At 70.9% G+C, this 17146-nt stretch carries 18 protein-coding genes, 1 pseudogene and 1 other annotated feature; of the genes and pseudogenes, 12 read left to right on the top strand and 7 right to left on the bottom strand.

The features are described from left to right. Positions 1-565 (top strand): integrase core domain-containing protein (locus tag G6R13_RS11125; RefSeq protein ID WP_163721711.1); only part of this gene is annotated, 565 nt, incomplete at its 5' end. 13 nt (positions 566-578) lie between these two features. On the opposite strand, the pseudogene G6R13_RS11120 reads toward G6R13_RS11125, so the two are convergent. Next, positions 579-845, bottom strand: a pseudogene (locus G6R13_RS11120) (leucine zipper domain-containing protein); the annotation flags it as partial. Between the two features lie 239 nt (positions 846-1084). On the opposite strand from G6R13_RS11120, the gene G6R13_RS11115 reads away from it, so the two are divergent. After that, entirely contained in the window at positions 1085-2419 is a 1335-nt protein-coding gene (locus G6R13_RS11115) for a hypothetical protein (protein ID WP_163721709.1), read from the top strand. Here the strand turns inward: G6R13_RS11115 and G6R13_RS11110 are convergent. After that, positions 2374-3638 (bottom strand): IS3 family transposase gene (locus G6R13_RS11110; protein ID WP_240335743.1). Its coding sequence is split into 2 segments (ribosomal slippage): positions 2374-3335 and positions 3335-3638, totalling 1266 coding nucleotides; the frame shifts between segments, so codons are not numbered across the junction. The two genes, G6R13_RS11115 and G6R13_RS11110, sit on opposite strands and share 46 nt — an antisense overlap. Continuing rightward, positions 3205-3339: a sequence feature (AL1L pseudoknot), on the bottom strand. It overlaps the preceding gene by 135 nt. A 121-nt stretch (positions 3639-3759) precedes the next feature. On the opposite strand from G6R13_RS11110, the gene G6R13_RS11105 reads away from it, so the two are divergent. Next, entirely contained in the window at positions 3760-3963 is a 204-nt protein-coding gene (locus G6R13_RS11105; protein WP_087114327.1) for a hypothetical protein, read from the top strand. A gap of 80 nt (positions 3964-4043) precedes the next feature. Here the strand turns inward: G6R13_RS11105 and G6R13_RS11100 are convergent, their stop codons facing one another. The 5 genes from G6R13_RS11100 to G6R13_RS11080 form a co-directional block, all read right to left on the bottom strand. Further along, complete coding sequence (locus G6R13_RS11100; protein WP_163721707.1) at positions 4044-4985, bottom strand: nucleotidyltransferase family protein; 942 nt, start codon at positions 4983-4985, stop codon at positions 4044-4046. Positions 4986-4987: 2 nt separating this feature from the next. Next, the gene (locus G6R13_RS11095; RefSeq protein ID WP_346341362.1) at positions 4988-6526 is read right to left on the bottom strand and encodes a polysaccharide biosynthesis tyrosine autokinase; all 1539 of its coding nucleotides are present in this window, start codon (positions 6524-6526) and stop codon (positions 4988-4990) included. Between the two features lie 78 nt (positions 6527-6604). Then, the gene (locus G6R13_RS11090; protein ID WP_163721703.1) at positions 6605-6817 is read right to left on the bottom strand and encodes a hypothetical protein; all 213 of its coding nucleotides are present in this window, start codon (positions 6815-6817) and stop codon (positions 6605-6607) included. Between the two features lie 137 nt (positions 6818-6954). After that, complete coding sequence (locus G6R13_RS11085; RefSeq protein ID WP_163721701.1) at positions 6955-7227, bottom strand: hypothetical protein; 273 nt, start codon at positions 7225-7227, stop codon at positions 6955-6957. Next, positions 7224-8807: an acyl-CoA carboxylase subunit beta gene (locus tag G6R13_RS11080; protein WP_163721698.1), complete on the bottom strand. Its 1584-nt coding sequence runs from the start codon at positions 8805-8807 to the stop codon at positions 7224-7226. The genes G6R13_RS11085 and G6R13_RS11080 overlap by 4 nt, the downstream gene beginning before the upstream one ends. A gap of 189 nt (positions 8808-8996) precedes the next feature. On the opposite strand from G6R13_RS11080, the gene G6R13_RS11075 reads away from it, so the two are divergent. The 9 genes from G6R13_RS11075 to gatC all read left to right on the top strand — a co-directional run bounded on the left by G6R13_RS11075 (position 8997) and on the right by gatC (position 17146). Continuing rightward, positions 8997-9833 (top strand): biotin--[acetyl-CoA-carboxylase] ligase, encoded by an 837-nt coding sequence (locus G6R13_RS11075; RefSeq protein ID WP_020625511.1) that lies wholly within the window; start codon positions 8997-8999, stop codon positions 9831-9833. A 30-nt stretch (positions 9834-9863) separates the two neighbouring features. Then, complete coding sequence (locus tag G6R13_RS11070; RefSeq protein ID WP_041103555.1) at positions 9864-10391, top strand: PH domain-containing protein; 528 nt, start codon at positions 9864-9866, stop codon at positions 10389-10391. After that, positions 10388-11527: an adenylate/guanylate cyclase domain-containing protein gene (locus G6R13_RS11065; RefSeq protein WP_163721697.1), complete on the top strand. Its 1140-nt coding sequence runs from the start codon at positions 10388-10390 to the stop codon at positions 11525-11527. Before G6R13_RS11070 ends, G6R13_RS11065 begins: the two co-directional genes overlap by 4 nt. 11 nt (positions 11528-11538) lie before the next feature. Further along, entirely contained in the window at positions 11539-12297 is a 759-nt protein-coding gene (locus G6R13_RS11060) for a protein phosphatase 2C domain-containing protein (protein ID WP_020625514.1), read from the top strand. 40 nt (positions 12298-12337) lie between these two features. Continuing rightward, on the top strand, positions 12338-14731 hold the full coding sequence (gene ligA, locus G6R13_RS11055; protein WP_163721695.1) for an NAD-dependent DNA ligase LigA: 2394 nt from the start codon (positions 12338-12340) through the stop codon (positions 14729-14731). Further along, a complete protein-coding gene (locus G6R13_RS11050) occupies positions 14728-15645 on the top strand; it encodes an inositol monophosphatase family protein (RefSeq protein WP_163721693.1) in 918 nt (305 codons plus the stop codon). Before ligA ends, G6R13_RS11050 begins: the two co-directional genes overlap by 4 nt. Beyond that, positions 15642-16124 carry a hypothetical protein gene (locus G6R13_RS11045; protein ID WP_163721691.1) on the top strand — a complete coding sequence of 161 codons (483 nt, stop codon included), beginning with the start codon at positions 15642-15644 and terminating at the stop codon, positions 16122-16124. Before G6R13_RS11050 ends, G6R13_RS11045 begins: the two co-directional genes overlap by 4 nt. After that, a complete protein-coding gene (locus G6R13_RS11040) occupies positions 16121-16645 on the top strand; it encodes a GNAT family N-acetyltransferase (protein WP_095347191.1) in 525 nt (174 codons plus the stop codon). The genes G6R13_RS11045 and G6R13_RS11040 overlap by 4 nt, the downstream gene beginning before the upstream one ends. A gap of 204 nt (positions 16646-16849) precedes the next feature. Next, on the top strand, positions 16850-17146 hold the full coding sequence (gatC, locus tag G6R13_RS11035) for an Asp-tRNA(Asn)/Glu-tRNA(Gln) amidotransferase subunit GatC (RefSeq protein ID WP_002854348.1): 297 nt from the start codon (positions 16850-16852) through the stop codon (positions 17144-17146).

The following is a 17146-nucleotide window of genomic DNA, read 5'->3' as shown; positions in this document are numbered from 1 at the left end:
ACGCAAGCGCGTCGGGTCCTCGACCGTCGACGCGCCGACGGCGGACGCGCCGAACGTGGTGTGGGCGGTGGACTTCCAGTTCGACGTCGACGAGCACGGACGGCCGATCAAGATCTGCTCGATCGTCGACGAACACACCCGGGAGTGCATCGGCGGSCTCGTGGAGCGCTCGATTACCGCCGACCGACCCACCGCCCACCTCGAGGACCTCGTCGCCGCCCGGGGCGCCCCGGCGGTGCTCAGGTCGGACAACGGGCCGGAGTTCATCAGCGAGGCGATGGCCGACTGGGCCGGCACCCGCACCGGCCTGTCCTACATCCCTCCGGGCTCGCCGTGGCGCAACGGGTACGTCGAGTCGTTCAACAGCCGGATCCGCGACGAGTGCCTCAACATCAACAGCTTCTACTCGCTGCTGCACGCACAGGTCATCATCGGCAACTGGAAGGACGAGTACAACCACCACCGCCGGCACTCCTCGCTCGGCTACCTAACCCCAGCCGAGTACGCTCGGCAGTGCACCCATCAAATGGAAACCGACGACTCACAGAACGTCCGGACCGAATGAAGGGGGCGGCTCATGCGGACCACTTGCGCTCCCGCCGCAGGGCGTGGATCTGGGCGACCAGGACCGGATCGAGCTGGGCAGGTGAACGGTGCGGCCGGCTGGGCAGGTCCTGAAGGCCGGCTTCTCCCTGGGCGCGGTAGCGGGCGACCCAGGTGGCCACCGTGGGCCGGCTCACCCGGAACTCGGCGGCCACGTGTGCCTGCGGGATCCCGTCGTGCAGGTGGCGGTGGGCCATCCTGAGTCGGCCGGTGGGGGTCAGGGGTGCGTTAGCGTGAGTCATGAGTGGGTCTTTTCGGGCAGGTGGGTGGTGTAGGAACTTCCATCCTGCGGGAGAGGCCCACTCGTCTCATCTCAGCCTGGTACCCATGTCAAGAACCTCATGACCCACAACACCTAGCTTGGGGCGCTCCGGGCGCCCGACGGGCGGGATGTGTCGTTGCCCTGACCCTGGGCCGGATGTGGAACGATCTACCGTACGCTGGGGAGGTCGAACCCCTTTGCGAAGGATGCCATCAGAACATGAGCACTGCCCGCCATCCTGTGGTCGCACGCCAGTCGTCTCGGGAGTCGCCGAGTCTCATGACGTGCATCCTCGTGCTGATGATCTTTGTCGGTGCGCTTCAGAATGCTGTGGTGTCCTTCACTGCCGCCGCAAGTGGGATCACCCTGGCCGACGACCTACTTCTCATTTTGGCTTTCATGCTTGCCATGGTTCGACAGGTTTCTCGGCCTCGGATGCGCTTGGCCGCCATCGGCATTTACGTCTTCCTGTGTCTGCTCGCGGTGGTGCGCGCAACAGTCCCGTTCGGCCTCGCGTTCGAGGTCTTCCGTCAGTTGCTTGTTCCCGCCCTGCTGGTGGTCATCGGCATGGTTATCACGTCTCGTGAGTGGAGGAGCGCCCTGCGGGCGTGGTCTGTGGTAACCGTTGCGAACATCGTCTACATGCTCATCGAGGTGGAGGCGGGTCCCATTCTGGACCCCACCGCATTCGTGGTGAACTCAGGGGATGAGTCGATTGTCCTGCAGTACCAGGGCCTGCCCGGTTCCTACACCTACTGGAATGCTGAGGGGGAGCCGGCCCTCAGGGTGGGCGGCTTGTTCCTCAACCCGCCCATTGCAGGATTGGCCGTCGGCATCGGTGCCGTTGCAATGTTCCACACCATGCGCAGCCGTCTACGATGGATTGTGCTCATCGGAGCCTTTTGCGCCGTGTACTTCTCTTTCAGTCGGGCGGGGATGCTCGTCCTCGGGTTGGGGCTCTTCATTCCCTGGTTCTCAAAGCTCCTGGGGCGATTCGTCACCACCCTTCTCGCGGTTGCCGGTGGATTCCTGTTCTTCAATTCGTTCGCTGCCGACGGCGGCTCCGAAGCCCATATCGAAGGTTTCATGCATGGCCTGGACTCGGCGCTCTCGTCGCCGGTGGGCGAGGGGATCGGATCGGCTGGGAACCTCATCAAGACCACGCTTCGAGCTAGTGACTCCAGTGAGAGTCTCACCGGCATCTTCCTGGTGGCGACCGGCGCCATTGGCCTCCTCTTCCTGGCCGTGATGACGGCTGTACTCGCCAGGGTCGTCTGGCGATCCATGACAACGCGCTGGGAACCTGCTCTAGCCGTCGCGGCATTTGTTGTGGCAGCCGTGGCGGAGACGGCTGGGGCCCTGGCCGGAGCCGCACCCATGTGGATCGCGGTCGGTTTGGCGTTCCAACGAGAGGCGAAACACCGCGGGTCCGTCGCGGGCTGGCGCGTCCCGCCCAAACGGCCACAGACGCGAGAAGTGAAGCGCCCTGGGTCTGATGGAGACTCGCGCTATTTGATTCCGACCAGCTGTTCGCGGCCGGCTTCGACAGCATAGAACGTGTCCTCGAACTCGGCGGGTGGGACGTCGCCGAGGTAGCCGTGGAGGCGTTGCGTGTTGTGCCAGGACACCCACCCGAGGGTCGCGAGCTCGAGGTCCTCGACCGTTCGCCAGGGACCTGGCCGTGCGGGTCCGCGGACGAGCTCGGCCTTGTAATAGCCGTTCACGGTCTCGGCCAGGGCGTTGTCATAGCTGTCCCCGACGGTCCCGATCGACGGTGTCGCTCCGATCTCGGCGAGGCGTTCGCCGTAGCGAATGGAGGTGAATTGAGACCCCGCGTCGCTGTGACAGCGCAGGTCCTCGTGGCGAGCGCCGCGGGACCAGCGGGCCATCTCGATCGCGTCGAGGACCATCTCGGTGCGCATGTGTGACGCGCACCGCCACCCTACGATCATCCTGCTGAACGCGTCGACGATGAAGCAGACGTACGCGACGCCGGCCCACGTCGGCACGAACGCCAGGTCGGTGACCCAGAGCCGGTTCGGGGCAGGCGCGGTGAACTCCCGCTTCACGAGGTCCGGGTGCCGCGCCGACGCCGGGTCCGGCCGGGTGGTCTTGACCCTCTTCGACCGCCGCGCACCCTCGATGCCTGCAGCGCGCATCAGCCGGGCGGTCTGGTCTCGGCCGATCATGATCCCCGCCCGGCCGGCGGCTTTCCAGAGCTTGCGGATTCCATAGACGCGGTAGTTCGTCTCCCAGAGCTCGACCAGCTGCGGGATCAGCTCCTCGTCCCGCACCGCGCGAGCCGAGGGGGCGCGGGTCTTGGCGGCGTAGTAGCTGCTCGGAGCCACCTGCAGCAGCCTGCAGATGAGCTCGACTCCGAGCCGGCGACCGTCGACCAGGTCATCCTTGTTCGCGTCGATGAACGCGACTACTTCCGGTAGTGGCGGTCGAGCTCCGCCCCGAAGAAAGACGCAGCACGCTTGAGGACCTCGTTGGCCCGCCGCAACTCCCGGACCTCCTGCTCCAGTTCACGCACCCGCCGCGCCTCAGCGCTGCTCACGCCAGAGGTGACGCCGTCGTCAATGTCGGCGTGCTTGACCCACATCCGCACGGACTCGACCCCGTATCCGAGCTGCGTCGCGACCCGCTGCACAGTCCCATGCTCGGTCCCCAGCTCGGCACGCAGCGTCCGCACCATCCGGACCGCCGCGGCCTTCTCCTCCGGCGAATACCGACGCGTCGTCGGCTTCCCCGCTGTCTGCTCTTTCGGCATAACTCCATCCTCGTTTCCAAGGTCAGGAGTCTCCAACAAACCCAGGGCGCTTCACTGGTCGAGTCTGCCAGCTCGCGCCGATCGGAGGGCAGAGGTTTTCCAGTACATCGGCCAGCGGTCCATGGCGGTCTTCATTGCGCACGTCCTCTTCATGGCGGCGGCGCGGATCGTGCTCCTGCGTCTGGGAGTCGACCAGGTCGGACTCCATCTGCTGATCGGCGTCGTCATCGGTGTCGGGGGACCCCTCATGCTGTTGTGGCTCAGCCAGCTGCTGCGAGTCCAGTGGCTGTTCAGTGCTCCTCAGTGGCTCACAAGGCGGGTCTGAACCTAGCCGCCGTTCGTCCCGGAGCACTACGAGTTGCAGGAACCCTAGGACCGGCCGGGTCAGAGTTGCCCCGAGAGGACTCATTCTCCCCGCGCGCGGGATGACCGGCGGATCACCTGATAGGTCCGCAGGAGCGTAGGAAGGTGCACGACGGTCCGGACCAGCCGCCTGGTTCTCGCGGCGAACACCTCGCGGCGGGGTGCCTCGATGAGAGTGAGATTCCTTTCCGACAGGACGTGCCGGGATGGGTGCACGGCGTTCAGCAGGAGCGCGGGCTTCCGCCTCCAGGGAGCGCGGACCACCCCGTCCAGCCACAGCAGCGCCGGCTGGTCCAGATGTTGATAGAGGAGCCAGGTGCGATCGGGCACACGGGTGTCGAGCGTGAGCAGCCCTCGTCCGTGCCGCCTCACGAACGGGGCGACCTGTGGGCCGCAGTCGAACTCGGCGATCCGGCGGTCGAGCGTCCGCATCGCGTCATCATCCAGGGCGTCGGCCAGGACGCCCAAGCGCGGGTCGGAGCCACCATGCGGGCCGGACCGAAGGATGTTCAGGAGCAGGATCAGGGCGTGGTCGACGCGATCCGGGACGTCCACACGCCAGTGCGCGAGCTCCACATGGTCATGTCGCGCCCAGAGGGAGTTGAACACCTCTCCGGGCAGGGGGGCGACCCCCGGGATGTGATGATGGATGTCGATGTCAACCGGCCAGTGCTCATGAACGAGTGTCACTGCATGTTTTAATGCGACTCCCTCCATGCCCGAGGGTCGGGTGGACCATCCCGTGCCCAGCAGTGACCTCTCCAGCCGGTGGGCATCCTCTTCCGTCAGGAAGGCATCGATGTCGGTGGAGATGCGGCGCCCACGAAGTCCCTGATGATGAGCTGCCGGGCCTTTCAGGAAGAGGACCCGGAGCTCGAGCTCATCGCAGTGGCGCTGGATCAGGGCATGGGCGAGGTCGACTGCGACGTCGAGGGGGAGTGGAGCGGGCGGCGGTCTCATACCGGAGAAATCGGCAGCTGACATGGTCACTGCTCGCGCGTTGGCGTGGGGTCCTCGCGGCCGTAGTAGGTCTGACCGTAGTACTGGTAGGAGGCCGCCTCAGCGCCCCTAGCGGGGACGCGGTTGAGGACAACACCGAGAATGTCGCCGTCGATGTTCTGTACGTTCGAGATCGCCTTGTCCAATTCGTCGACCGTAGACCGACCGGCGCTTACAACGAGGACGCACCCGTCGAACCGACGAGCAAGGATCGCGCCGTCCGTCACGGGGAGGAGCGGTGGAGCATCGATCAGAACCAGCGCGTTATCCGCGAGGCTGCGGACCATGTCATGGAAACGGTCAGATCCAAGAATTTCTGACGGATTCGGGGGAATCCGCCCCGTCCCGATGAAGGACAGGTTTGGCAGATCGACGACAGTCTGGGCGACATCCCGCACCGTGGCCCGCCCGAGCATCACGTCTGTGACACCCACGTCTCCCACCAGGCCGAGGGTCTCCGAGAGGACCGGCCGACGGAGGTCGGCATCAATAAGGACGACATCTCGACCTGCTTGAGCTAGGGTCACGGCCAGATTCGCCACGATGGACGACTTGCCCTCGCCGGGGTGAGCCGATGTCACCGTGATCACTTGAGGGGCGTCGTCAGGGCGCAGGAAGTCGATGTTGGTGCGGAGCTCCTTGAAGGCCTCCGTGGTCCGGAACGTGGCACGGTTGTGTGTCTCCGCCTGCCGGTCGACAAAGATTCGGGCCCGCGCACCCGCTGTGTCCTTCTTGGACCGCTCCACCTGGGGGATCGTGCCCAGGATGGATAGTCCGTAGCGTTCTTCGATCATGGCCGAAGAGCGGATCCGGTTGTCCAGGAGGTGGCGAGCCAGTGCGTAGCCGAGTCCGATGAGCAGGCCTGTCCCGGCACCCAGGGCCAGGACGAGAGGGATGTTCGGCCACGACGGAGAGGCGGGCAGGTTGGCGTCCGCGAGGATCTCGACCGAGATGATGGATGAGCCAGGTGCCGTGTCGCTGGACTCGAGGTCCTGCACTCGTTCGGCCAGGGCCTGGGTCCAGGCCTGGGACAGCTCCTGCGCGCGCTGCGCGGTCGATTCCTCCGCGCTGATCTCGAGGAGGGCGCCGTTGCGAGTGCTCTCCACCCCCGTGGCCTCCAGGGCGTCCTCCACCGACAGTGAGAAGGACAGCTCTTGAACCACCGACTCTGCGAGCGCCCGCGAATCACCCAGCTCGGCGTACTGCTGCGCCTTGGACTTCGCCAGGTTGTCCGCGGTCAGTGCCACTCCGATGTTCTCACCCGCTCCGATGGAGACCACCGCCGACGTCGTGGACGTGTAGCGAGGCGTCTGCACGGCGGCCCAGACCGCCGTGGCCAGCACACCCACCAACGGCGCGACCAGTAGAGCGCGCCAGTATCGATGAACGAACCGTAGAACATCCCTAAGAGAGACCGAAGAGTCAGGAGTGGCGTCCAAGTGGGGCGGTACGGTCACGGGTATTCCTCGGCATTCGTCAACGGATCGAGAGTGGGGGACGGCCTCGTGTTGACACTTCTCGCGCATCTTGCCGACCCGCCAGGGGCTACGCGAAACACCCTACCCGTGTGGCCGAGGAAACGTCAGATGCCGGGGTGGGAATGGTCAGTCACCCGAGGGGCTGACGATGTCCACCAGTCCGTGGGACAAGAGCGCCTGAACTCGGTTGAGAATGAGGGCGCGTCCATGGTCGGGGTCCGCTGTTTCGTCCAAGAGGGCGGCGCTCACCTGTTCGATCGTGCGCGGCTGCTGCAGCTCCTCCCATACCCAGAGAGTGGGGGCTGCGAGGCGGATCGGCGCTCCGAGGCCGTTCGCCACGTAGACCACACCTTCCGCTCCGGCAACCCACGGATGCGCCCTGACAACGTAACGACGACCCTCCACACCTCCGTTCCATTCCCCGCCATCCACCGTCTCCGTACGTCCAGCGTTTCCGGAGGGCCTAGTGCTATTGCTCATCGCCACCCCCCGGTTCGCCGCCACTGGTCCTCGCCGGGGCGGGCCCAGAGGCCCAGGTCCCCGCGGCGCAGGAGGGTGCGGTCCGGGCGGCGCATGCGGCCGTGCCGACCGGTCTGCGGGACCTCGGTGCCGCCCTGGGCCCGCATCTGGGCGAGAATCGCGGTGATGGCGGCCATCTCCTCGGGCTCGAGCTGGGCGCCGTCCAGGCGAACGCCCTCGTTCTCCTCGTGCTCCCCGTCCTGGCGCGGGGCGTGCTCGAGCGCGCTCACAGCGGCATGTTCCCATGCTTCTTGGCGGGGCGGGCCTCGCGCTTGTGGTAGGTGGCGCGCAGGGCGCGCACCAGGTGGGCGCGGGTCTGGCGCGGCGGGACCACGGCGTCCACGTAGCCCAGCTCGGCGGCCTGGTACGGGTTGAGCAGCTCGGCCTCGTAGTCGGCCACGATCTCGGCCCGGCGCGCGTCGACGTCGCCGCCCGCCTCCGCCGTCGCCTTCAGGTCGCGCCGGTACAGGATGTTCACGGCGCCCTGGGCGCCCATCACGCCGATCTGTGCGCTCGGCCAGGCCAGGTTCAGGTCGGCGCCGAGCTTCTTGGAGCCCATCACGATGTACGCGCCGCCGAAGGCCTTGCGGGTGATCACGGTCAGCTTCGGCACGGTGGCCTCGGCGTAGGCGTAGATCAGCTTGGCGCCGCGGCGGATGATGCCGTTGAACTCCTGGTCCGTGCCGGGCAGGAACCCGGGCACGTCCACGAGGGTGATGATCGGGATGTTGAACGCGTCGCAGAAGCGCACGAACCGCGCGGCCTTCTCCGAGGCGGCGATGTCCAGGGTGCCGGCGAACTGCAGCGGCTGGTTCGCGACGACGCCCACGCTCATGCCGTCCAGGCGGGCCAGGCCGGTGATCACGTTGGGCGCGTACATCTCCTGCAGCTGCAGCAGGTGGCCCTCATCCACGATCGAGGCGATGACCTCGAGCATGTCGTAGGGCTGGTGGGCGGAGTCCGGGACGATCTCGTCCAGCGCCTCGTCCTCCGCCGTGAGCTCGAGGGAGGCCGGCTCGAACGCGGGGGCCTCGGCCAGGTTGTTCGAGGGCAGGAACTCCAGCAGGTCCTGCACATACGCGATCGCGTCCTCCTCCGAGGAGGCCATGTAGTGGGCCGTGCCGGAGGTGGCGTTGTGCGAGCGGGCGCCGCCGAGGGTCTCCATGTCCACGTCCTCGCCCGTGACGGTCTTGATCACGTCCGGGCCGGTGATGAACATGTGCGAGGTCTGGTCCACCATCACCACGACGTCCGTCAGCGCCGGCGAATAGGCCGCGCCGCCGGCGGAGGGGCCCATGATCAGCGAGATCTGCGGGATCATGCCCGAGGCCAGGACGTTGTTCCGGAAGATGTCCGCGAACTGAGCGAGGGAGGCCACGCCCTCCTGGATGCGCGCGCCACCGCCGTCGAGGATGCCGATCACGGGGCAGCCGTTGCGCGCGGCGAACTCCTGGACCTTCACGATCTTCTGCCCGTTGCGCTCGGACAGCGAGCCGCCGAACACCGTGAAGTCCTGGGAGTAGACGGCCACCTGGCGCCCGTCCACGGTGCCGAAGCCGGACACCAGGCCGTCGCCGGCCGGGTGCTTGGCGTCCATGCCGAACGCGGTGGTGCGGTGCACGGCCAGCGCGTCCAGCTCCACGAAGGAGCCCTCGTCCAGGAGGAGGTCGATCCGCTCGCGCGCGGTGTGCTTGCCGCGCGCGTGCTGGCGCTCGACGGCGTCCGGGCCGCCGGGCGCGGCCGTCGCCTCGAGCCGCCGATGCAGGTCGGCCAGCCGGCCGGCCGTGGTGGTCAGATCGGGATCGGTCACACGTCCTCCTTGTGGTGGTCCGCCAGATGCGGAGGCTCAGTCGGCCAGTCTACGGGCCGCCGCGGACGCCCTCGGTTGGAGGAAGCCCACAAACGACGAGGACGTCGGCCCGGGCCGCCCCTCCGCGCGCCCCGGCGGCGGATCGGCCCGCCCAGCCCGCCCTCGGGAACGCCGTGTATATCTAGGGGCATGCACCCCGACGACGCCCCCACACCGGACCTGACCTGGCTGGACTCCGCCGGCTCCACGCAGGATGAGCTCCTCGCGCGGCTGGACCGCGAGGGGCACCGGCACGGTGCGGCCGTGGCCACCGCGGACCAGCGGGCCGGCCGGGGTCGGCACTCCCGGGTGTGGAGCGCCGCGCCGGGTGCGGCGCTCGCCCTGTCCGTGTACCTGCGTCCCGAGTCCGGCGGGGTGCCGGTCTCCCCGGCCCATCTGAGCTGGCTCTCGCTCGTCGCCTCCGCCACGGTCGCCGAGCGCCTCGCGGCCCGGGGCGTCCCGACGCACGTGAAGTGGCCGAACGACGTGCTCGCCACGGACGGGCGCAAGCTGTGCGGCGTGCTGGCCACGGTGGCGCTGTCCTCGGACGGCAAGGGGCCCGGCGTCGCCGTCGGGATGGGCGTGAACCTGGACCACCGCGGGGCCGCCCCGGTGGACACCGCCTCGGACCTGGCGGAGTGGATCGGCGCGGACGCCGTGCCCGCGCCCCGGGACCTCGCGGTCGAGCTGCGCGACGCCGTCGTGGCGGCCGTGGACCGCTTCGCGGCGGGCGTGGCGGGACAGGCGGCGGCCGTGGACGGACGCCACCCCGCCGTGGCGGCCGTGGCGGACCGCCTCTCCACCCTGGGCCGCGCGGTGCGCGCCGAGCTGCCCGGCGGCGGCGTGCTGGAGGGCACGGCCGTGGGCCTCGGCCCCGGCGGCACCCTGCGCGTGAAGCACGTCACACCGGACCGTGGCACAATCGAGACCGAGGTCAGTGCGGGGGACGTGGCCCACCTGCGCGGAGACGTCCATCGCGGCGCATGACACACCCGTCCCGGTCAGGAGGTGACCGCCGTGCGACTCGAGCCCGGTGAGCAGGTGATGGTGCGCACCCGCACCCACCCGCGCGCGCTGCTGCGCCCGGCCGCGGTCCTCGTGGCCGTCGCGTTCCTGCTCGGCCTGGCCGTCGGCGTGCTCGCACGCCCCGACCTGCCCGGGATCGTCGCCGCGAACCGCGCCGTGCTCGAGGCGGCCGCGTGGGTGGTCGCGGCGCTCGTCCTGCTCCCCGGCACCATCCGCCCGCTGTGGCGCTGGGTCTTCCGGCGCACCGTGCTCACCGACCGCCGCATCCTCCAGGGCGCCGGCGTCGGCGGCTCCGGTGCCGCCATGCCGCTCGTGTCCATCGCCGACGTGCAGCGGCGCCGCCGCGGCTCGGGTGCCGGAGACCTGCACATCCTCTTCCAGGAGCCCGCCCGCCAGGTCCACTGGCGGCTGCGCGACGTCCCCGAGGCCGCGCGCTTCGAGGAGGCCCTGGCCCACCTCACCCGCCAGGCCCGCACCGCAACCTGGCCCGCCCCCGTCCCGACAGGAGACCTCCGATGAGCCGTCCGGAGACACCGGACACCGCACCGCTGCCGATCGTCCCGCCGGCGGAGGACGAGACCGTCCGCGACGTCGAGGAGCGCTCCGCCCAGCCCGCCGGCTGGACGAGCGCGATGCGCACGCTCGACGCCGGCCTGGTGGTGGGCCCGCGCGCCTACACCTCACGGGAGGTGGCGCAGCGCCTCGGCGTCTCGATGGCCTCCGCCCGGAAGATCTGGCGTGCGCTGGGCTATCCGACGTCGCCGGAGGGGCACAAGGCCTTCACCGAGGCGGACATCGAGGCGTTCGAGTCCGTGCTCACGCTCGTGCGCTCGGGGACGCTGAACGAGGACACCGCCATCTCGCTGGCCCGCTCGATCGGGCAGATGACGGACCGCATGGTGGTGTGGCAGATCGAGGCGCTCGTGGAGGACAAGATCGCCTCCGAGGACCTGACGGACCCGGAGGCGCGGCGGGCCGTCGTCGACATGCTCCCGGACATGGTCGGACCGCTCGAGAAGGCCATGCGGATCGTCTACCGGCGCCAGCTCAACCGCGCCGTCCAGCGCCTGACCGTGCGCGTGGAGGCCGGGCTGGCGGCCAGCGCCCAGGGCCGCGACGGCTCCGAGTCGGATGCGCCGCTGCCGCTGGCCCGCGCCGTCGGCTTCGCGGACATGGTCTCCTACACGACGCTCTCCCGGACCATGGACGACCGGACGCTGGCCCGCATGGTGCTGCGCTTCGAGTCCCTCGCCGCGGAGACCATCTCGGCCGGCGGCGGCTGGCTCGTGAAGACCATCGGCGACGAGGTCATGTTCAACGCCGAGACCCCCGAGGCCGGCGCCGCGATCGCGCTCTCCCTGGCCGAGACCATCGCCGCGGACGAGGAGCTGCCCTCGGCGCGCGTCGCCCTGACATGGGGACGGGTGCTCTCCCGCATGGGGGACATCTACGGGCCCACCGTGAACCTCGCCGCGCGGCTGACGTCCCTGGCCGATCCGGGTACCGTGCTCGTGGACGCCATGACCGCTGCGGCCCTGTCCCGGGACGAGCGCTTCGTGCTCGTCCCGCAGCCGCCCAGGATCGTCCGCGGGTTCGGAGAGGTCCGCCCCTCCCTGCTCTTGGACGGGTCGGCCCAGACCCTGCTCGCCGACTGATCGAGGACCCCGTGGACCCCCGCCCCGAGACCCCGTCCGCGCCGCGGCCCCAGGCCGCGGGCGCCACCCACGTGGGCGCCGTCCGCGACCTGAACGAGGACGCGTGGACCCTCGTCGGGGAGCCGCTGGTGCTCGCCGCCGTGGCCGACGGCATGGGCGGGCACGAGGCCGGCGAGGTGGCCTCGGCCGCCGCGATCGAGACCCTGCGCCGCCGCGCCCCCGAGGTGCTCGCCCCGGGCACGGCCCACACGCCCCAGGAGCTCGGCCACCTGATCCACGAGGCGGACGCCGCCGTCGTCGAGGCCGGGCTGGGGCGCTCCGGCACCACCCTGACCGTCCTGGCCTGCCTGGACACGGAGCGCGGCCGCTGGGCCGTGGCGAACGTCGGCGACTCCCGGGTGTACCTGCGGCCCGTCGGCTCGCCGGTGCTCCAGCAGCTCACGGTGGACCACTCGGCGGTCCAGATGCTCGTCGACGCGGGGGAGCTCACCCCCGCCGAAGCCCGCGTCCACCCGCGCCGCAACGTCATCACCCGCGCGCTCGGCTCGCGCGAGGCGCTCACGGTGGACGTGGCCGAGGTCCCCCTCGCCTCCGGGGACCTCGTCCTGCTGTGCAGCGACGGCCTGACCGGCGAGCTGCTGGACGAGGAGATCCGCGCGCTGATCGACGACGCCGACACCCTCGAGGACGCCCTCGAGAAGCTCATCGGCGCCGCCCTGTGGCGCGGCGGCCGGGACAACATCACGGCGGTGCTCGTGCGCATCCCCTGACCCGGGTGCGCCGTCCGGGACGCCGACTACGCTGGGCCGGGTGAGCACCCCCAAGGAATCCGCCGCCCAGCCCGATCCGCAGGACATCCCCGCCGCGGACCTGCGGGAGGAGTACGAGGACCTCGTGGAGCGGGTCCGCGCCGCCCGGACCGCCTACTACCAGCGGGACGCCCCGGAGATCTCGGACGCCGAGTACGACGCGCTGTACCGCCGCCTCGAGGACCTCGAGGCCCTGCACCCCGAGCTCGTGGCCAACGACTCGCCCACCCAGGAGGTCGGCGGCGAGGTCTCGGAGGCGTTCGCCCCCGTCCGGCACGGGGCCCGCATGTACTCGCTCGAGGACCTGTTCTCCATCGAGGAGCTCGAGGTCTGGTTCCGCCGCGCGGCGCAGGCCCTGACGCAGGTGCGACCGGGCGTGGCGCCCCGCTGGCTCGTGGAGGTGAAGATCGACGGGCTCGCCGTCGCCCTGCGCTACCGGGACGGGCGGCTCGTGCAGGCCGCCACCCGCGGCGACGGCGTCACGGGCGAGGACGTCACCGCCAACGTGCGCACCATCGGGGACATCCCGCACGAGCTCTCCGGCGAGGGCTGGCCCGCCGAGTTCGAGGTGCGCGGCGAGGTGTTCATGTCCTCCGCCGCCTTCGCCGAGCTCAACGCGCGCCGTGCCGAGGAGGGTCAGACGCCGTTCGCGAACCCGCGCAACGCCGCCGCCGGCGCCCTGCGTCAGAAGGACCCGGCCGTCACCGCGCAGCGCCCGCTGGCCATGTTCGTGCACGGCATCGGCTCGGTCGAGGCGTTCGGACTGGAGTCCCAGCACGAGGTGTACGACGCGCTCGCGGGCTGGGGCCTGCCCGTGAGCCCCTACACCCGCGTGGTGGAGGGTGCGGACGAGGAGGCGTTGGCCGCCGTCGTCGCGGTGATCGAGGAGTACGGCCGGCGCCGGCACGAGCTGATCCACGAGATCGACGGCATCGTGCTGAAGGCGGACGCGTTCGCGGACCAGCGCTACCTCGGCCACACCTCCCGCGTGCCCCGCTGGGCGGCGGCGTACAAGTACCCGCCGGAGGAGGTGCACACGCTGCTGCGGGACATCGCGGTCTCGGTGGGCCGCACCGGTCGGGTGACCCCGTTCGCGGTGTTGGAGCCGGTCACCGTGGCCGGGTCCACCGTCTCTCTGGCCACCCTGCACAACCAGGACGTGGTCAAGGCCAAGGGCGTGCTGATCGGGGACACCGTGGTGGTGCGCAAGGCCGGGGACGTGATCCCCGAGGTCGTGGGCCCCGTGCTGCCGCTGCGCGAGAAGGCGATCGAGGCGGGCCGGGAGCTGCGCGAGTTCGTCATGCCCGCGCACTGCCCCTCGTGCGGCACGCCGCTGGCCCCGGCCAAGGAGGGGGACGTGGACCTGCGCTGCCCCAACGCCCGCTCCTGCCCGGCCCAGCTGGCCGGCCGCGTCGAGCACCTGGCCAGCCGCGGCGCCTTCGACGTGGAGGCGCTCGGCGAGGAGGCCGCCCGCTGGCTCGTCCAGGGCCCCGGCGAGGACCCGGCCGAGCACGAGGGGCAGGTGCGCCCCGAGGGTCCCGGCCCCATCACGGCGGAGGCGCAGATCTTCGACCTCGCCTCCGGCACGCCGGAGGAGATCACGGGCCCCCGCGGCGAGGACGGGTTGACGGACCTGCAGCGCTCCCTCGGCGCGGTGCGCGTGTGGCGCGAGGGCCGCACGAAGGTGGACGGCCGCCTGGTGCCCTCGGGCGTGTTCACGCTCAAGCCGTACTTCTTCACCGCCGGCACCGCGAAGAAGCCGTCCGCGCCCACGGCCAACACGCTGCGCCTGTTCGACGAGCTCGAGAAGGCCAAGTCCCAGCCGCTGTGGCGCACCCTCGTGGCGCTGTCCATCCGGCACGTGGGCCCGACGGCGGCCCGCTCGCTGGCCACGGCGTTCGGCTCGATGGCGGCGCTGCGCGCGGCGGCCGAGGCCGGCGACCGGGACCGGCTGGCCGAGATCGACGGCGTCGGCCCGATCATCGCGGACGCGCTCATCGAGTGGTTCGCCGAGGACTGGCACCGGGAGATCGTGGACCGGTGGGCCGCGGCGGGCGTGGTCATGGAGGACGAGCAGGACGAGTCCACCCCGCGCACGCTCGAGGGCCTGACCGTGGTGGTCACCGGCTCGCTCGAGGGCTTCTCCCGCGACTCCGCGAAGGAGGCGATCCTCGTGCGCGGCGGCAAGGCCTCCGGGTCCGTGTCCAAGAAGACCGACTTCCTCGTGGCCGGCGAGGCCGCCGGCTCCAAACTGGACAAGGCGCAGTCCCTCGGCGTGCCCGTGCTGGACGAGGCCGGGTTCACGGCGCTGCTGGCCGGCGGCCCGGACGCCGTGCGCCCGGCAGACACGGACGACGCCACCGACGGCGCCGCAGACGGGGAGGCCTCGGCATGAGCGCGCGCACCACGGTCCCGGGCCTGCTCGTGGTCGCCAAGGCCGCCGCGCGCGCCGGCGCGGACGTCCTGGCCCGGCGCTGGACCGGTCACCACCCGGCCGTCCCGCTGGGCATCGAGGAGATCGGCGCGCAGACGAAGTCCTCCGGCTCCGACTGGGTCACCGACTACGACCGCCGCGCCGAGCAGGCCGTCCGGGAGGTCGTCGCCGGCTACCGCCCCTCGGACGAGATCACCGGCGAGGAGTACGGCGCCACCCGTCCGGCCGAGCCGTCCGGGTACCGCTGGTCCATCGACCCGCTGGATGGCACCACGAACTTCGTGCGCGGGCTTCCGCAGTTCTGCACCTCGGTGGCCGTCACCGGCCCGGTGGACGCCGAGACCGCCGACCTGCTGGGGGTGGCCGAGGGCACCGAACGCTGGCTGGCCGGCGTCGTGGCGGCGCCCGCGCTGGGGCGCACCTGGTACGCGAGCGCGGGCCGGGGCGCCTTCAGCACCGCGGACGCGACGACGGCGGGCGTGGACCTGCCCGACCGCGATGCCGCCCCCGTGCGGCTCACCGGTCCCCTGCCCGGACGCTCGGGGCGACTGCTCGCCACCGGCTTCGGCTACGACCCCGCCCGCCGGGCCCTGCAGGTGCGGGCGCTCGCGGCCCTGCTGCCCGCGTTCGGGGACGTGCGACGGATCGGCTCGGCGGCGCTGGACCTGTGCATGGTCGCCGACGGCACCCTGGACGCGTACGCCGAGTTCGGCACGCACGAGTACGACTGGGCCGCCGGCGCGTTGGTGGCGGAGGAGGCCGGCGTCGCGGTGACGCGGCCCGCCTCGGCGGACGGCACGGCACATCCTGACTGGATGGTGGCCGGCGACGTGGACGGGTCCGCCCTGGCCGCCGTGACGGGGGAGAGGGCATGAGACGGATCGTCGGAGACCCGTGGTTCTACCCGGTCCTGTTCGTGGCCGGCGGACTGACGTTCATGATCGCGGGGACGCGCCTGCAGCAGGTCGGCATGATCGTGGCCGGGCTCGTCCTGGCCGGCTACGCGGTCACGTACCGGTGGGCGGTCCGGGTCCGCTCGCGGCCGTTCGCCGGCGCGCAGGCGCACGTCGGGCGCGGCGGCGTCGTCGTGTTCTGGCGGCCGGGCTGTTCGTTCACGAGGCGGCTGGTCACGGAACTGACGGCGCAGGAGCGGGATCGCGCCTACTGGGTGAACATCTGGCAGGAGCCGGCGGCCGCGACGTTCCTCGAGGGGCTGCACGAGGCGCGCGACGGCCACCCCCACCAGGCCGTGCCCACCGCCTGGCTGCGCCGGCGCGACTACGTCGTGGCCACGGACGCGACCCGCGCCCGCCTGAAGGACACGCTGCGCCAGCGCGCCGGAGGTGACGCATGAGCGCCCTCGTCCGCCCGCTGCGCCCCGAGGACCACGAGGCGGTCGCCGAGCTCACCCTGGCGTCCTATGTCGACGGCGGCCACATCGCCCCCGACGACGCCTACGTGAAGACCCTCATGGACGTGGCCGACCGGGCCGGCCGCGCAGAGGTGCTCGTGGCCGAGGTCGACGGCGAGGTGGCCGGGTCCGTGGTGCTCACCCCGCCCGGCTCGCCCCTGGCCGAGACCTCCGGCGACGGGGAGTACGAGTTCCGCATGCTCGCCGTGCACCCGCGGTTCCACCGCCGCGGGGTGGGCGGCGCCCTGCTGGCCGAGATCGTGGCGCGGGCCCGCGCCGAGAAGGGCGTGGACGCCGTCGTGCTGACCACCATGCCCTCCATGACCGACGCCCACCGGATGTACGAGCGCGCCGGCTTCGTGCGCGTCCCGGAGCGGGACTGGCTCCTCGCGGACGTGGTGCCGGACCTCGACCCGGCCGACGAGACCGGCCCGTTCCTCGTCTACCGGCTCGCGCTGGACTGACCCCGGGCGGGACATCGGCACCGGGACCCCATTCGGGGCGGGAAATCCCTGTCATGCGGGCCCGGAGCGCCGCGGTGGGGTGGATCTCCCGCCTCGAAGCGGTGGCGGCGGCCGGGCAGGCCCCGGCACTAGACTCGATTCCGATGTGGCCGCCGCCGCGCCGGCGTCGTCCACCCCGCCCCGACCCGTCACACGAGGAGATCCATGCCTGAGATCACCCGGGATCAGGTGGAGCATCTGGCTCGCCTGGCCCACATCCGGATGACCGACGAGGAGCTGGACACGATGTCCGGCGACCTGGAGAAGATCCTGGAGCACGTCTCCGCGGTCCAGGCCGCCGCGGGCGACGACGTGACGCCGACGTCCCACCCCATCGCGTTGGAGAACGTGTTCCGCGAGGACGTGCCGGCCGGCATGCTCACGCAGGAGGAGGCCCTCGACCAGGCGCCGGACTCCGAGGACGGCCAGTTCAAGGTCCCCGCCATCCTGGACGGAGAGTGA

Source organism: Micrococcus sp. Alg238-R198 (assembly GCF_900537135.1).
In the GTDB taxonomy this organism is placed as follows: domain Bacteria; phylum Actinomycetota; class Actinomycetes; order Actinomycetales; family Micrococcaceae; genus Micrococcus; species Micrococcus luteus.
Note: the sequence above shows the minus strand (reverse complement) of the source record. Positions and strands in the feature narration are given on the sequence as shown.

Bases quoted from the DNA above. Each gene is read 5' to 3' on its own strand.
- G6R13_RS11095 (WP_346341362.1), bottom strand. From the start codon at position 6,526: ATGCGCGAGAAGTGTCAACACGAGGCCGTCCCCCACTCTCGATCCGTT.
- G6R13_RS11075 (WP_020625511.1), top strand. From the start codon at position 8,997: ATGCACCCCGACGACGCCCCCACACCGGACCTGACCTGGCTGGACTCC.
- gatC (WP_002854348.1), top strand. From the start codon at position 16,850: ATGCCTGAGATCACCCGGGATCAGGTGGAGCATCTGGCTCGCCTGGCC.
- G6R13_RS11065 (WP_163721697.1), top strand. From the start codon at position 10,388: ATGAGCCGTCCGGAGACACCGGACACCGCACCGCTGCCGATCGTCCCG.
- G6R13_RS11040 (WP_095347191.1), top strand. From the start codon at position 16,121: ATGAGCGCCCTCGTCCGCCCGCTGCGCCCCGAGGACCACGAGGCGGTC.
- G6R13_RS11105 (WP_087114327.1), top strand. From the start codon at position 3,760: ATGGCGGTCTTCATTGCGCACGTCCTCTTCATGGCGGCGGCGCGGATC.
- G6R13_RS11050 (WP_163721693.1), top strand. From the start codon at position 14,728: ATGAGCGCGCGCACCACGGTCCCGGGCCTGCTCGTGGTCGCCAAGGCC.
- G6R13_RS11045 (WP_163721691.1), top strand. From the start codon at position 15,642: ATGAGACGGATCGTCGGAGACCCGTGGTTCTACCCGGTCCTGTTCGTG.
- G6R13_RS11100 (WP_163721707.1), bottom strand. From the start codon at position 4,985: ATGTCAGCTGCCGATTTCTCCGGTATGAGACCGCCGCCCGCTCCACTC.
- G6R13_RS11115 (WP_163721709.1), top strand. From the start codon at position 1,085: ATGAGCACTGCCCGCCATCCTGTGGTCGCACGCCAGTCGTCTCGGGAG.